The sequence below is a fragment of the Prevotella aurantiaca genome (genome assembly GCF_015262605.1).
In the GTDB taxonomy this organism is placed as follows: domain Bacteria; phylum Bacteroidota; class Bacteroidia; order Bacteroidales; family Bacteroidaceae; genus Prevotella; species Prevotella aurantiaca.
Genome location: NZ_JABZSJ010000018.1, coordinates 1 through 15,234, shown reverse-complemented (window position 1 = coordinate 15,234; position 15,234 = coordinate 1). Strand labels below are relative to the sequence as shown.

The 15,234-nt window shown below is 37.7% G+C and carries 10 protein-coding genes; 6 read left to right on the top strand and 4 right to left on the bottom strand.

Annotated elements, in window-relative coordinates; all coding sequences use genetic code 11:
- Positions 1 to 168: 168 nt before the first annotated feature.
- On the top strand, positions 169 to 2,241 hold the full coding sequence (locus HXN26_RS04735) for a TonB-dependent receptor plug domain-containing protein (RefSeq protein ID WP_273159100.1): 2,073 nt from the start codon (positions 169 to 171) through the stop codon (positions 2,239 to 2,241).
- Positions 2,242 to 2,637: 396 nt separating this feature from the next.
- Here HXN26_RS04735 and HXN26_RS04730 read toward each other — a convergent pair whose 3' ends face one another.
- Positions 2,638 to 3,375, bottom strand: coding sequence for a nitroreductase family protein (locus HXN26_RS04730; protein WP_025001045.1), 738 nt, complete (start codon positions 3,373 to 3,375; stop codon positions 2,638 to 2,640).
- 94 nt (positions 3,376 to 3,469) lie between these two features.
- Here HXN26_RS04730 and HXN26_RS04725 point away from each other — a divergent pair, with 94 nt between their 5' ends.
- The 5 genes from HXN26_RS04725 (at position 3,470) to dnaA (ending at position 11,018) form a co-directional block, all read left to right on the top strand.
- Positions 3,470 to 6,073, top strand: a complete 2,604-nt coding sequence (locus HXN26_RS04725) for an adenosylcobalamin-dependent ribonucleoside-diphosphate reductase (protein ID WP_273159099.1) — start codon at positions 3,470 to 3,472, stop codon at positions 6,071 to 6,073.
- Between the two features lie 20 nt (positions 6,074 to 6,093).
- Positions 6,094 to 6,477: a dihydroneopterin aldolase gene (gene folB / locus HXN26_RS04720; protein ID WP_025001046.1), complete on the top strand. Its 384-nt coding sequence runs from the start codon at positions 6,094 to 6,096 to the stop codon at positions 6,475 to 6,477.
- Positions 6,478 to 6,528: 51 nt separating this feature from the next.
- Positions 6,529 to 7,788 (top strand): N-acetylmuramoyl-L-alanine amidase family protein, encoded by a 1,260-nt coding sequence (locus HXN26_RS04715; RefSeq protein WP_025001047.1) that lies wholly within the window; start codon positions 6,529 to 6,531, stop codon positions 7,786 to 7,788.
- On the top strand, positions 7,785 to 8,771 hold the full coding sequence (locus tag HXN26_RS04710; protein WP_273159098.1) for an MlaD family protein: 987 nt from the start codon (positions 7,785 to 7,787) through the stop codon (positions 8,769 to 8,771). The genes HXN26_RS04715 and HXN26_RS04710 overlap by 4 nt, the downstream gene beginning before the upstream one ends.
- An 840-nt stretch (positions 8,772 to 9,611) precedes the next feature.
- Positions 9,612 to 11,018, top strand: a complete 1,407-nt coding sequence (dnaA, locus tag HXN26_RS04705; protein ID WP_273159097.1) for a chromosomal replication initiator protein DnaA — start codon at positions 9,612 to 9,614, stop codon at positions 11,016 to 11,018.
- A 22-nt stretch (positions 11,019 to 11,040) separates the two neighbouring features.
- Here dnaA and HXN26_RS04700 read toward each other — a convergent pair whose 3' ends face one another.
- The 3 genes from HXN26_RS04700 to HXN26_RS04690 form a co-directional block, all read right to left on the bottom strand.
- Positions 11,041 to 11,691, bottom strand: coding sequence for a thiamine diphosphokinase (locus tag HXN26_RS04700; RefSeq protein WP_273159096.1), 651 nt, complete (start codon positions 11,689 to 11,691; stop codon positions 11,041 to 11,043).
- Positions 11,692 to 11,708: 17 nt separating this feature from the next.
- Positions 11,709 to 12,320 carry a nicotinamide riboside transporter PnuC gene (pnuC, locus tag HXN26_RS04695; RefSeq protein WP_036889106.1) on the bottom strand — a complete coding sequence of 204 codons (612 nt, stop codon included), beginning with the start codon at positions 12,318 to 12,320 and terminating at the stop codon, positions 11,709 to 11,711.
- Positions 12,321 to 12,384: 64 nt separating this feature from the next.
- The gene (locus HXN26_RS04690) at positions 12,385 to 14,742 is read right to left on the bottom strand and encodes a TonB-dependent receptor (RefSeq protein ID WP_273159095.1); all 2,358 of its coding nucleotides are present in this window, start codon (positions 14,740 to 14,742) and stop codon (positions 12,385 to 12,387) included.
- Positions 14,743 to 15,234: the final 492 nt, after the last annotated feature.

Genomic DNA, 15,234 nt, shown 5'->3' with positions numbered 1-15,234 from the left:
AATATTTGCATTTATTTTTCATTTTTGCGAAAGAATGAAACTAGAACTAAAATAAAGTACATTTGTTATAGGCTGTTTTGTTGAATTTATGTAATTTTGCACCTCGATTTGGCAAGGTCAACTTTAGTATAAAGCTGATGGTGTCGATGATTATAAATCTATCATATTATGTACAAACCAATTTTAAACAAGCCTAGTGTACTGAAGTTTACTCACTTCTCTAATCGCAGCTATTCGCTCTTTGCTGTTCTCGGCAAGGAAGTGATAATTGGTGTACTGAGTGTTGCTACTCTTCAACATGCAACGGCACATAACGTTAGTAATGAAGCATTGCAAATAAGTAGCGATTCTACAGTAACCAATAAACATGTGATGCTCGAAGAGGTGAATGTAATGGGTACACGAGCACCGCTGACAGTTAGTCAGCAAGCGAGAATGGTAACTGTACTGAGTCGTGAAGATATTCAAGCCGCTCCAGTACAAAGTGTAAACGACCTTTTGAAATATGCTGTAGGTGTAGATGTGCGCCAGAAAGGAGCTTTAGGAGCACTTACCGATGTAAGCATACGAGGCGGAAACTCCGAACAGATTACTGTTTTACTGAATGGAATTAATATCTGCGATGCTCAAACTGGTCATAACACGTTCGATTTTCCAGTTGATATAAGCGAAATTGAACGAATAGAAATTCTCGAAGGTCCTGCAGGACGCGTTTATGGCACATCTTCTTTATTAGGTGCGATAAACATTGTAACCAAAACTCCTCCATCTTCTTCTCTTTCCGCACGCATAGAAAGTGGCTCTTATGGCTATCTAACAGCAGGCGCACGTGCAAATATTGCAAAGGAAAGGTGGAATAATCAACTTTCTGCGTCGTTTACACGTAGCGATGGCTATTTGAGAAATAAGGCAAATAGACTAAATTCTGACTATAAAACAGGTAAAGCTTTCTATCAAGGCAACTATAACGACAAGAATGTTATGATAAGATGGCATGCTGGAATGAGCGTAAAAGATTTTGGTGCGAATACTTTTTATGCTGCCAAATACGATGACCAGTTTGAACATACGTTTAAAACATTTACGGCTATGCAGGCTGAAAATAAACAAGGAAAGTTACACATCCGTCCGTCTATATATTGGAATCGCAGCATGGATAGATTTGAACTTTTCCGTGGAGCGCCACAAAAGTATGCTTACAATTATCACAGAACCGATGTTTGTGGTGTAAATCTTAATGCTTATTTCGACTGGAATTTTGGACGAACGGCTTTCGGAGTTGAACTACGCAACGAAAATATTGTGAGCACTAATCTCGGAGAAAAACTGGATAATCCTCGTCATATTTATGGCACCGATCGTGATTATACGAATGGAATTAATCGTACAAATTTGCAGTTTGTTTTGGAACACAACATTATTCTTTCGCGCTTTACACTTTCGGCAGGTGTTGTAGCTGTAAAGAATAGTCAGGCAAACATGAACATGCGTGTTTATCCTGGTTTAGATGCAAGCTACCGAATAGGTAAAGCGTGGAAAATTTATGCATCGTATAATACTTCGTTACGTATGCCTTCGTTCACGGAACTCTTTTATTCTGTTGGTGGACACAAGGCAGATAAGCATTTAAAACCTGAAGAACTTTCGGCTTTAGAGGCAGGAGTAAAATACAATACACGTGGAATTATTGGCAAAGCAAGTTTTTTTTACCATAATCAAAAGAATCTCATAGATTGGATTTCTGACGGAACGCTTTATGCTAATGGTAGTACACTGTGGAAGAGTGTGAATTTTGGTCACATCAATCTTTTAGGCGCAGAAACTTCACTTAATTTTGATTTCTATACTTTAATACCTTCACAACGTTTCCTAAAGCAGTTTGGTATTGCCTATTGCTACCTTAATCAAAATAAACAGGAACATAACGGCATTATAAGTAAGTATGTTTTAGAATATGTGAAAAACAAAATGGTTGCTAATTTACAGTTAAATTTATGGCGTAACCTTGAGTTAGGTCTGAACTATCGTTTGTTGCATCGTATGGGAAGCTACGTTGATATAAACAACCAACGACACAAGTATGCAACTTATGGAATTTTAGATTCACGCCTATCGTGGAATGAAAGTAAATGGACAGCTTTTGTTGCTGCAAATAATTTGTTGAATCGAACATATGTTGATTACGGAAATGTGACTCAGCCTGGTACTTGGATAACTGCAGGAATCAGCATACAGATGTAAACATTCTCTTGTAATAACTACCGAAAGAATAAAAGATAAAAAGATGTTATAAATAGAAAGCATATATTTTTCAGCTGAAAGGTATATGCTTTTTTTGTTCTTTTTTATTTGGAAATTAGGTTGTTCTAACCTTAAAAAAAATAATAATAACTTTTCGCTAAAACTTTAATAATAAATAAAAAAAATATAATTACAAATTTCAAATTTATAATTAAAGTTTTCGTGAAAAGTATATACTTTTTTGAGGAAAGTATCAATGTATTTTATACCTTTTATATGATAAATGGCTTATAGTGTTGTTGAGTTATGATAAAAAAAAGCTGTTTCACTCATTTTTCAGAGTAGAAACAGCTTTTTTATCTTTCGATCTGGTGGGCTCGAAACTATATTAAAAGATTAAAGAAAGCCTTGTTGCTTAAGAGTTTCCAATAATCCTGTAGATATTGCTTCATTATCGCTCTTCTTATATCTAATATCGGTGTAGATTTGTGCCAATGTTTCGGTTTTGTTTATTTCTACAAAATGCTTATTTTCTTCGAGCGATTCTTTTACCTTATAATATTGGTCGATACTTTCTGCGGTATAGTCGGTGTAGGTTTCCTCGTGCAAAATACTTTCAAGTGGTAGACGGTCGGGTTGTGTTGGTGTTTCATCGGGCCAACCAATTGTAAGAGTTGCTACAGGCATAACAAGTTTTGGCAGTTTCAGAAGGTCTATAATTTGTTTTGGATTATAGATAGTTGTGCCAAGAAAACATGTTCCAAGTCCTTCTGCTTCAGCTAGATTGGTGAAAGTTTGGCAATAGAGTAGGGCATCGGTAGCTGCATTTAGGAACGATAGAAAGTTATCGTAGCCAGGTGTTCCCTTTCTATTATTTGCCCAAACAGTAGTTCTGTTGAAATCTGCACAAAAAGTTAGCACTACAGCAGCGTTTTCTACCATCGGTTGGTTAAAATGTGTAGGTGCTAATTTTTGTTTCATTTCGCTATTTCGTGTCGCAATAACCGAGTAAAGTTGTAAATTTCCCATTGTGGGAGTAAGTTCAGCTTTACTCAATAATTCCTTTAAAAGTGTATCGGAAACTTCTCTGTTTGAGTACTTCCTAATAGTTGTTCTGTTGAATATAGTTTTCATTTTTGGAAATTTTAGGTTACAAAGTTAGAAAAAAGTTTTCTATTTCAGAAAACAATTAGTAACTTCGCAGACACATTTTTTACTAAGCAAATTAATGAAAGCAAGCAAGACTTACTCATTTGACGAAGCATTTGAGGCCTCATTGAGGTATTTTAACGGCGACGAATTAGCCGCAAGAGTTTGGGTAAACAAGTATGCTATGAAGGATAGCTTTGGCAATATATATGAAAAATCGCCAGAAGATATGCATTGGCGAATTGCCAATGAAATTGCCCGTATTGAGAAAAAGTATAAAAATCCTATAAGTGCGCAGGAAGTTTTTGAACTGCTCACCCATTTCCGCTATATTATTCCTGCAGGAAGTCCAATGACAGGTATTGGTAATACCTACCAAATCGCCTCGTTGTCAAACTGTTTTGTAATAGGATTAGATGGAGATGCAGACTCTTATGGCGCTATTTTGCGCATAGATGAAGAGCAAGTGCAATTGATGAAACGTCGTGGAGGAGTAGGACATGACCTCAGTCATGTACGTCCGAAAGGCTCTCCTGTGAATAATTCTGCGCTTACTTCAACAGGTTTGGTTCCATTCATGGAGCGTTATTCAAATAGTACACGCGAAGTTGCACAGGATGGACGCCGTGGTGCATTAATGCTTTCGGTAAGTGTTAACCACCCAGATGCAGAAGCATTTGTAGATGCAAAGATGGAAGAAGGTAAAGTTACAGGCGCAAATGTATCGGTAAAGATAACCGATAGTTTTATGGAGGCAGTCGTAAACGATAAGCCATTTGTACAAAAATTCCCTGTTGATGCCGAAAATCCTGTTTACAGCAAAGAAATTTCGGCAAAGAAATTATGGGAAAAGATTGTGCACAACGCCTGGAAGAGTGCTGAACCTGGAGTTTTATTTTGGGATACTATTATAAAAGAAAGTTTGCCAGACTGCTATGCAGACTTAGGTTTTCGCACAGTTTCTACTAATCCTTGTGGTGAAATTCCATTGTGTCCATACGATAGTTGTCGTTTGTTGTCTATCAACCTATTTGCTTATGTGAAGAATCCATTCACAAAAGACGCAAGCTTCGACTTTGAATTGTTTAGAAAGCACTCAGGCCTTGCACAGCGTCTTATGGACGATATTGTAGACCTTGAGATGGAGAAGATAGAACTCATCATGGAGAAGATTAAGAATGACCCTCAAAGTGATGAGGTGAAACTTGCAGAATACCATCTTTGGGAAAAGATTAAAGAAAAGAGTGGAAAAGGACGTCGTACTGGAGTAGGTATAACAGCTGAAGGCGATATGATTGCCGCTATGGGTTTGCGTTATGGAACAGAAGAAGCAACAGCATTCTCGGTAGAAGTTCACAAAATGTTGGCATTGTCAGCTTACCGTTCTTCAGTAACAATGGCACAAGAACGTGGAGCTTTTGAAATCTTTGATGCAAAACGCGAAGCAAATAATCCATTTATTTTGCGCATGAAAGAAGCCGATCCACAGCTTTATGCTGATATGGTGAAATATGGCCGTCGTAACATTGCTTGTTTAACTATCGCTCCGACAGGAACAACTTCTCTCATGACACAAACTACTTCTGGTATAGAACCAGTATTCATGCCAGTATATACACGTCGTAGAAAAGTAAATCCAAACGATACTGATGTACGTGTAGATTATATAGATGAGGTAGGAGATTCATTTGAAGAATACATCGTTTATCATAAAAAATTCATGGATTGGATGGAGATAAATGGTTTTGATACTTCAAAGAAATATACACAGACAGAGATAAACGAACTTGTAAAACGTTCACCTTATTATAAAGCAACTGCTAATGATGTAGACTGGTTGATGAAAGTTCGCATGCAAGGAGCTATTCAAAAATGGATAGATCACTCAATTTCTGTTACAGTAAACTTGCCAAACAACGTTGATGAAGTATTGGTAAACAAACTTTATGTTGAGGCTTGGCGTTCTGGTTGCAAGGGTTGTACTATTTATCGTGATGGTTCTCGTTCTGGCGTGATGATTTCTGTATCTAAGAAAGATAAGAAAAAAAAGAACGAAAGCGAAAATGAAACAAACGAAGAACACGACTTGAATTCTTCAGAAGAAAAGCACGAACATATCTGCACACCTCCACAGGTAGTAGAAGTTCGTCCTCAAGTTTTGGATTGTGATGTTGTTCGTTTCCAAAATAATAAAGAAAAATGGGTGGCATTTGTAGGACTTCTTGATGGTTATCCTTATGAGATTTTCACCGGATTGCAAGATGATGAAGAAGGAATTGTATTGCCAAAGAGTGTAACAAAAGGTAAAGTAATAAAGCAAACCAATGCTGATGGTACTCATCGTTACGACTTCCAATTTGAAAATAAGCGAGGATATAAGACAACTGTAGAAGGTTTGTCTGAGAAATTTAATCCTGAATATTGGAATTATGCTAAGCTTATCTCAGGTGTATTGCGTTATCGCATGCCTATAGCACATGTTATTCATCTCGTAAGTTCATTGCAACTTAAAGACGAAAGTATCAATACATGGAAAAATGGTGTGGAACGTGCTTTGAAGAAATATGTAACTGATGGCACAACAGCTTCAGGACAAACTTGCCCTGTATGTGGACAGGAAACTTTAGTTTATCAAGAAGGTTGTCTTATCTGCACCAACTGTGGAGCATCTCGCTGTGGATAAACAACTATTTAAACTGAATAATGAAATTAAAATCAAGCTACATATATATAAAAGGTGTAAGGTTTCGTGCCTACATCGGTGTAAGCGAAATAGAACGAGAGGTTGGCAACGATTATGTTGCCGACCTTCGTTTGCATTATCATATAGGTAAAGCTATGCTAACTGACGATGTTAGCGATACAATAAGTTACGCTGATGTTTACGATATAGTGAAAACAGTAATGCAACAACCTGCAAAATTGTTGGAACATGTGGCATATCGTATTGGAGAGGCATTGGAAAAAACTTTCCCACAAATAGAAGCAATAGACCTTTGTCTTACTAAACTGAACCCTCCTATGGGCGCAGATTGCAGCGGAGCAGGCGTGGAATTACATTTAATAAATGAAAAAACCAGGTCTTAAACTAAGCTATTCAAACGAAAATGCTTAACTTTGCGTGCAATTATACGAAGTATGAGTAGAAGAGTTTCTTTATTCCTTATAATATTCTCCTTGTTTGCACTTGCTTCAGTGAGTGCAAAAGATAAGTTTACACTTGTAATTGACCCAGGTCATGGCGGTAAAGATGTGGGTGCTGTAGGTGCAATCTCAAATGAAAAGAACATAAATCTAACCATTGCTTTGGCTTTTGGAAAATTGGTTGAAAGTAATTTGTCTGATGTGAATGTTATCTATACACGCAAAACAGACGTTTTTATACCATTGAAAGAAAGAGCTGATATTGCCAATAAAGCAAAAGCAGACTTGTTTATATCAGTACATACAAACTCGGTTCCTCCTACAAAGACTCCTCCACAGGGCTTTCAAGTTTATACATTAGGTATGCACCGTGCAAAGGATAACCTTGATGTAGCTATGCGAGAGAATAGTGTGATTTCGTTGGAGAAAGGATATGAGAAAACTTATGAAGGCTTCGATCCAAGATCCTCAGAAAGCTATATAATGTTCGAAATTCTCCAATCGGCTAATATGGAGAAAAGCGTTGAATTGGCTAAACTTATACAAAGGTCGGTTTGCTCAAAGGCTAGTCGAAACGATAAAGGTGTACATCAAGCTGGTTTCCTTGTACTCAGAGAAACATCTATGCCTAGTTGTCTTATAGAATTAGGATTTATTACCCATGAAGAAGAGGAGCAATTCCTTAATTCTCCACGAGGAATAAATCTTATGGCACGCGGTATTTACGAAGCATTTGTAGAATATAAGAACAGATACGATGGCAAGGTTACAATTCCTTACCGTCCTTCTAAAAATAATCAATTGCCAGTTGAAAATGTCTTAGATCGTTTGTCAACTAATTCACAAAAGCCTGTTGCACAAGTAGAATTTCCTAAAAAGATTAACATTGTAAGACAACCACGACCAATACAAAAGATAACAACAAAGACAAAAGTATACAAACAAAACGATCAAGACACTCTTGAAGAGGGCTTTTCTGATATTCCTTTGTTTAAAATACAGATTTTTGCCGTAAACAGAGAGTTGACTCTTGATAACGAATTGTTTAAAGGGTATACTAATGTATCTGTAGAAACAGAAGGAACTCTCAATAAATACATGATTGGAGCTAATGAAGATTATAACGAAATCATGCGTTTAAAAGAAGAAATAAAGCCCGATTTCCCCCAAGCTTTTATTGTTGCATTTAAAAATGGTAACCGTATGAATGTGGGAGATGCTATTAAAGAATATGTAAAGAATAAGAGAAAATGAATATGAAGAAGTTAATATCACCCGAAGTAAGAATTGCATTGGTGGCCATTGTCGGCATTGTTATTCTTTTCTTTGGTATGAATTTCCTTAAAGGACTTAACCTGTACTCATCGGACATTGTATATAATATGCAGTTCGATAAAGTAGATGGACTTGTACCAACCACTCCAATCTATGCTAATGGTTTTAAAGTAGGAACAGTAAAAGATATTGTTTACGACTACGAAGACCCATCTAAACCCATCAATGTGGGAGTTGCTATCGATAAGGATATGAGAATTCCAACTGGCTCAAGGGCTGAAATTGTGAGCGACCTTATGGGTAATGTAAAAGTAAACCTTATTTTCAGCGATGCAAAAGAATACCTAAAGGAAGAAGGTATTATCGTTGGTCGTGTCAATGATGGTGTGTTGGGAAAAATGAGAGATGCTTTCCCTGATGTACAACAAATGTTGCCAAAAATTGATAGCATACTTACAAATATCGTTACACTTACTTCTGATCCTTCATTGGCAGGCACATTGCATAATGCGAATAAACTTAGTAGCGAATTGACAGCATCAAGTAAGCAACTAAATATTTTGCTAACACAGCTCAATAAGTCGCTTCCTGCTCTGGCAACGAAAGCAAATGGCTTACTCACCAATACAAACGGAGTAATGACAGAGGCTAAGGCTGGCATTGCAGATGCACGTTCTACTGTGAGAGGAGCAAATGTTTTAATGACTTCGCTAAACGATAAAGTAAGTGCATTAGATATTCAAACTACAGTTATAAGATTGAATACAGCACTCGATGAAGTTAATAAGTTGGCTGGAACGTTGAATAGCAACAAGGGCTCTATGGGCTTGTTAATGAACGATCCATCGCTATATAACAACTTAAACAATACATTACGCAGTGTTGATAGCTTAGTAGTAAATCTTAAAGCACATCCGAAGCGATACTTACACTTCTCTGTTTTTGGACGAAAAGATAAGTAAGATATAGCAATTAAATAATAATGGCGAGCAGAATAAACCTATTCTACTCGCCATTATTGTTTTATTTCAGTCTTATTTGAAGACTATTTTACACCCATTTTATGTTCCAATAGAAATCTAAATATTGGAAATAAATACCAATGATATGTAAATAATTTTTCAAGAGAGGATATCTTGTGTAACACTTTAATTATCAATCCGTTATAATAGTACCTGTTTTGCGTTCTAAAACAACCTGTTTTGCTCGGCAAAACAGGCACTATTACCGTGCAAAATAGGTACTATTGCAATACTAAAGTACTAATACCATTTTTACTCCGAATTATCTTTACAGAATGATAGTAATTCTTGCACTTCCTATTAGGCTATAATAGGATATATCGTAATCCCAATATTAGACTGCTAAACCAAATTTATCGGCTTTAAAGAGTGTAAGAATAAAGTTGTAAAAAGGCCGTTATTACAGCGTTATTTAAAAAGAGTCTAAATAAAGAAGTTAAAGTTCCACACTTTAAACGGACTATGTAATTTGATTGACAATCAGCCTTTTTAGATGTGAAAATAAATGTTTCATGATTTATAGCATTAAGGTTAGAAACATAAAGTAACTATTTGATATATAAAAAGTTGGATATATGCAAAACATTATTTCCTTAGTTAGAATGTAAAGAAGCCATAAGCACCAATCGAACAATACTTTAGCGCTTTTCAATGTATTATTTTAGTTTCGCGATTAGTTCTCTATCTAACTTTTTTTTAGTAACTTTGCACTACCTTTGAAATAAGGAAGATGATTTGATATATTTACTAATAAACGATTTTAGATACACAAGTATTAACATGAAAGTTCAACCCAATGCGCTCTGGGAGCAGTGTCTTCAACTTATCCGAGATAATGTAACCGAGCAGCAGTATGCAACATGGTTTAGCCCAATAATGTTTGAGGCGTTCGATACCGCTACCAATAATTTGTTGGTACAGGTACCGAGTCCCTTCGTTTACGAGTATTTGGAGGAAAACTACGTTGATTTGTTGAGCAAAGTGCTTACACGTGTATATGGTAAAGGCGTCCAACTTAAATATAGAATAGTTACTGATAAGGCACATAACCTTACTCAGGACATCCAATCGGATACAGTCGACAAAGTAGAAACGCAGTTACCAACTAATCGTGCCAACCAAAGTCCAACGTTATTAGACGTAGCTCTTCAAGAAATAGACCCACAGTTAGACTTGCATAAGTCGTTTTCAAACTACATTGAAGGCGATAGTAACAAGCTACCTCGCTCTATTGGCTTGTCAATTGCTGAACATCCAAACACCACACAGTTCAATCCGATGTTCATTTATGGTCCATCGGGTTGTGGAAAGACCCACCTTATCAACGCAATCGGTTTGCGTATCAAGCAGCTTTACCCACAAAAGCGTGTGTTATATATATCTGCTCGCTTATTCCAAGTGCAGTATACAAACTCTGTTTTGAATAATACGACCAACGATTTTATCAACTTCTATCAGACAATAGATATTTTAATAGTTGATGATATACAGGAATGGATAACTGCAACCAAGACTCAAGACACATTCTTCCATATCTTTAACCATTTGTTTATGAATGGAAAGCGTATTATTCTAGCTTCTGATCGTCCACCAGTAGAGCTGAAAGGTATGAACGAACGTTTGCTAACACGTTTCGCCTGTGGCCTTATTGCTGAACTTGAGAAACCTAATGTACAGCTTTGTGTAGATATTCTAAATAGTAAAATCAAGCGCGATGGCTTGAGTATTCCTAACGATGTTGTTCAGTTTATTGCACAAACAGCTAATGGAAGCGTAAGAGATTTGGAGGGAGTCATTAACTCTTTGCTGGCTTATAGTGTTGTTTATAATAGCAATATCGACATGCGATTGGCTGAAAGAGTCATTAAGCGTTCGGTAAAGATTGACGATGAGCCGCTGACAATTGACGAAATCATTGATAAAGTGTGCATACACTTTAACGTTACTGCCACTGCTGTAAACTCACGCTCGCGCAAACAAGACATCGTACTTGCTCGTCAAGTAAGTATGTACTTGGCTCAGAAGCACACAAAGATGCCTGCAAGCCGTATAGGGAAGCTTGTTGGAGGTCGCGATCATAGTACCGTGCTTCACAGTTGTTCTCAAATTGAGAAGCGTTTGCAGGTGGATAAAGGTTTCATTGCTGAACTTTCAACAATTGAAAATTCGTTTAAACTGAAATCGTAATTATCTTTTTATTTCTTTAAAGTTATTCTTTCGGCTTATGGGTTTGATACACCAAGTAAGCCGAATCGCTGTTTATGGTGAATGAGTTGCCCATTGCTTCATTCAAAGTACCTTGCCATAACTCACTAAAAGGGTATATATTCCATTTTAATCCTTTGCTTTCTATGTGTTTCCCACCTATTTGGAAAATGCTAACCTGCTGACGTGGAAAGGATGCAAAGGTTGTTTCCCCTTGAGAAATAGTAAACCAACCATAGTTAGTTACCATTGTTGGCACAATGTTAAGGTGCTTATAATAATGTATAAGCAGTGCAATGTTGCCCAAAGTATGATCTTCTCGCTTGCCTGTTGCACCAAGATAGCAGAATGTAGTACTATCTGTAAGGTTGAAATATTGTAGTGCATACTTTGTCGCTTTAGTAAGGTCGTTGTCCTCTTGTTCTTCAATGGTATGGAAAATGTGTTGGTATTTCTTCTTTGTTGATTCCGAAACCGAATCCCCATCACCCACAATTACTTCTGGTTCAATATCCATTTTCAACAAATCTTCCACTGCACCGTCGCATGCTATCAGATGTTTGGCAGTGCGCAGAATATGCATTGCTGTTATATCTGTGGGGAAATCGCCTGCTGCAAGTATTACAACATCGTATTCGTTCTTCAGTTCTTTCATTGTTTTCCTTTACTTATTTACATAGTTGTCTGCATCATTCGCTTCCATTTGAAGTAGCCTGCAATGGCTATAAGGGCATAAATTGCATATAGACCAGAAGTAAATGGTATGCCCTTATAAAAGTAGAGTGCCGATAGTTCTATATCCGCCACAAACCAAATCCACCATTGTTCCAAATATTTTTTAGCCAAAGCCCATAGTCCGATAATGCTTAACGAATTGCCGAAACTATCCAAAATGGGTACATTCGAGTTGGTAAAAGTAATCAAAATAAAGTAAACAATACCCCATAAAGCCAGAAAAAGGACCATTATTGGCATTATTTTATGCTTAGGAAACCTTCTTATGGGCAACTCTTTATTCTCTTTTTGCCTTTTACCGAACTGCCAATAGAGGAAGCCATAGATGGATACGACAATGTAATACAGCTGCATACCGAAGTCAGCGTATAGCTTTGCCTCATAATAAACGAAGGTATAGACAAGCGGCATAACTATACTTGTAAGCCAAAGCCAAATGCTTGCCTTATATTCTTGGTAGATATAGATAAGTCCGATGATGGTTCCGACCATATCTAATAGTTGGTATGTGTCGGCTTCTTGGAAGTATTGAATAATGTTGTTTAGCATTTGGTGCTCTCTAATAGTATGAACGACCTCCCTTTTCAATTGTCGAAGGGAGGTCGTTTAGATTTTAGAACTTCAGTGTTATGTTTCCCATCATTGTAAATCCAGCCATTGGCATGAATCCAATCTGATAGTAACGATTATCATTTGTGTATTTAGAGTTGTCGCTTACCGCACTGTAGACCCAGCCACTCGCTGCATAATGGCTGTTGAAAATGTTGTTAAAGTTTAGTCCAAACAGCACTTCCTTTAGGCATTTCTGCTTCTTTCCCATGTTCAAAGCATAGCTAAGGTTAATGTCTGTCTGCGAAAAAGCAGGCAGAGAACGGTCTTTATGTGCAGAGTTATCCAAGTATTGGCGACTTACATAGTTAGTATGCCAAACCAGTTGTACCCCTTTGTAGTGGAAATTCATAAAGCCATTGAGAATAGCTGAAGGTGAGAATGCAAGAGTAGAGTTATTGTAATGTACTTTTAGAGGTGCATTCTTATCGTCCCAGTTTTCTACAAACTCATCGAAATCCTTAATCTTGTTGATACTCAAAGCAGCATTACCTTCGAATGAAAACCATGAAGTAGCATTCCAACCAGCCGTTAATTCAGCTCCCATACGGTATGAGTTCTTTACGTTTGTTGTAAGATTTTCGCCTATATCGCTCTGTTCTCCAGTCTGAACGAACTGGTCTTTATAGCCCATATAGTAGAGATTGGTCCCAGCATGCCAGTTATCGCCAGCATATTGGTATCCCAATTCAACGTCAAACAAGTGTTCTGCGTTTGGCGCAGGGTACTTTCCGTTGTCTGTAAAGTTATTACGTTCAGGCTCTCGGCTTGCGTATGCCATTGACAAATAGGCCTTGTGACCGTTGTTATGGTAGCTAATACCCGCCTTTGGGTTCACAAAGTTGTAGCTTTCGTTAATATTTAGTATCTGATTTGTGTAACCTCCAGTAGCTAATTCATAGAATTTATCGTTCTTTCCATCGGCTTTATAGTTTACGAAACGATACTGTACGTCTGCGAATAAGTTCCAAGTTGTGTCCAAATGGTAGGTTGCTTTTGCGAAAAAGCTATAATCTTTTTTGTTACCATCAGAGTCGTAGTACTTCAAACCAGTGAAGTCTTGTACCTGACCTTTATTTGCTACGTATGTCAAATAACCGAAATGACTTCCTCGAAACTGCTGTAAGTTGATGCCTCCGAGCATATCCCAGTTTTCGTTCTTATAGTTTACGTTGTATAGAATACCATAAGTGTGTTGCGTTAAACCTTTCTTTCTGACGAAGTCGCTGCGTTTAATGGTCTTTCCATTCACGTCTGTTGCAGTTAGACCGAACTTGCTAAACTTGTTGTTTGGACGGAATTCGTTGTAGTATCCATGTCCGTAAGTGTAGTGCAAAGCGATGTTGTGCGACCAAGAATCATTTGGTTTCCATGCTGCAGAAAGTATGTTATGGTTCTGATAGAAGTTGTCGGTAGTTTTAGCCCAGTAACTTCCATTGTCCATTTTGTACCGATAGGTTAGGTATTTTCCGTTCGCATCGGTTGGAAAAGTCCATTTATCGTAGTCGAACACCAGACCTTCATAGAGCGGATTAAAGCGTCCCAGACCACGTTCGTACAAGTCTTTGTAGGTTTTTATTTCGTTACCCATCAGCGAAGCATCGTTGTTTCCAGCTACAACACCGCTCCATGCCTGTCCTGTTTTCTCGAAATTACCAATGTTTTTATACCTTATTTGGAAATTATCGCCCAAGAATGTGAGCCCACCATAGTAAGATCCCGACCTACCAGCAGTACCATGAAGGTATCCATCAGTGGCTGTTTCGTTGTAAGCGCCATCGAATAAGAAATAGTTGCCCAACAAACCCGTTGAGAACTTAACTCCAGTGTTGTACGTTTTGTACGTTCCAAACGAGCCACTGAGCTCTACTGACGGCTGATTGTTGGGTGTTGCCGTTGCCAAAGAGATAGAACCGCCAAAGGCACCGTCTCCGTTGGTAGATGTACCAATACCTCTTTGAATCTGAACACTGCTCATCAATGCTCCATAAGAGTTCATATTAGCCCAGAAGACCGTTTGGTCTTCAGGAGAATTGAGCGATACTCCGTCAAGCGTTATGTTAATACGGCTACCGCCTGCGCCGCGAATACGCATTGCAGAAGTGCCAGTTCCGAGTCCATTCTCGCCCCATGCGAATATACCAGGGGTATGAGCAAAGAGGAAAGGAAGTTCTCTTCCAGTCTTTGCAAAGCTCGATAGTTCTGCCTTTTTGATGTTTGCAACAGCGAAAGGAGCGTTCTTTTGTGCTCTTACGCCTGCAACAATAACCTCTTGTAGTTCTTGGCTGGCCAATGTATCTACTGTTTGAGCTTGTACACTCGCTGCACAAGCTATTGCTGTAAATACCAATAGTTTTCTCATTGTATGTATTTTGACTTAATAAAACAGAAGGGGAGTTTCCCTACGACGGCATTACCCGTATCAGGTTATGGGTTTATTCTCAGCAAGTTCAACTGAACAAGCACCCCTTAATTATCATTCTGATAACTGTTGCAAATATACAATAATTGAATGGAATAGCCAAGAAAAGAGACCAAACAATCGCTTTACTTGTCAAACGATGCTTCTATTTCAGTGTCTTAGTTCAGTTGTTTATGGTTTTTAGATATTGAATGGGCAATAGAGACAGCTATTTGAATATATAAATCGCTGCACATCTACAATCTGAGATAGGTTAGAGTAGAGATGAGTTGCGCGATAAAATTCCTTTTACTTTGTTGCTTTGGTTTTGTATCAAAATAGCATTCGTTTTGTAAAGAAACTACATGTAAAAAGTAGTGATAGTATTTTTGCATTGCAATGAGGGTGTGTCAAAATTGATACATCCTCTTTTTTATGCACAAAGCTCCGACT

What these genes read in the sequence shown, in the direction of transcription:
- HXN26_RS04735 (WP_273159100.1), top strand. Translation starts at nt 169, where the DNA reads ATGTACAAACCAATTTTAAACAAGCCTAGTGTACTGAAGTTTACTCAC.
- HXN26_RS04730 (WP_025001045.1), bottom strand. Translation starts at nt 3,375, where the DNA reads ATGAAAACTATATTCAACAGAACAACTATTAGGAAGTACTCAAACAGA.
- HXN26_RS04725 (WP_273159099.1), top strand. Translation starts at nt 3,470, where the DNA reads ATGAAAGCAAGCAAGACTTACTCATTTGACGAAGCATTTGAGGCCTCA.
- folB (WP_025001046.1), top strand. Translation starts at nt 6,094, where the DNA reads ATGAAATTAAAATCAAGCTACATATATATAAAAGGTGTAAGGTTTCGT.
- HXN26_RS04715 (WP_025001047.1), top strand. Translation starts at nt 6,529, where the DNA reads ATGAGTAGAAGAGTTTCTTTATTCCTTATAATATTCTCCTTGTTTGCA.
- HXN26_RS04710 (WP_273159098.1), top strand. Translation starts at nt 7,785, where the DNA reads ATGAATATGAAGAAGTTAATATCACCCGAAGTAAGAATTGCATTGGTG.
- dnaA (WP_273159097.1), top strand. Translation starts at nt 9,612, where the DNA reads ATGAAAGTTCAACCCAATGCGCTCTGGGAGCAGTGTCTTCAACTTATC.
- HXN26_RS04700 (WP_273159096.1), bottom strand. Translation starts at nt 11,691, where the DNA reads ATGAAAGAACTGAAGAACGAATACGATGTTGTAATACTTGCAGCAGGC.
- pnuC (WP_036889106.1), bottom strand. Translation starts at nt 12,320, where the DNA reads ATGCTAAACAACATTATTCAATACTTCCAAGAAGCCGACACATACCAA.
- HXN26_RS04690 (WP_273159095.1), bottom strand. Translation starts at nt 14,742, where the DNA reads ATGAGAAAACTATTGGTATTTACAGCAATAGCTTGTGCAGCGAGTGTA.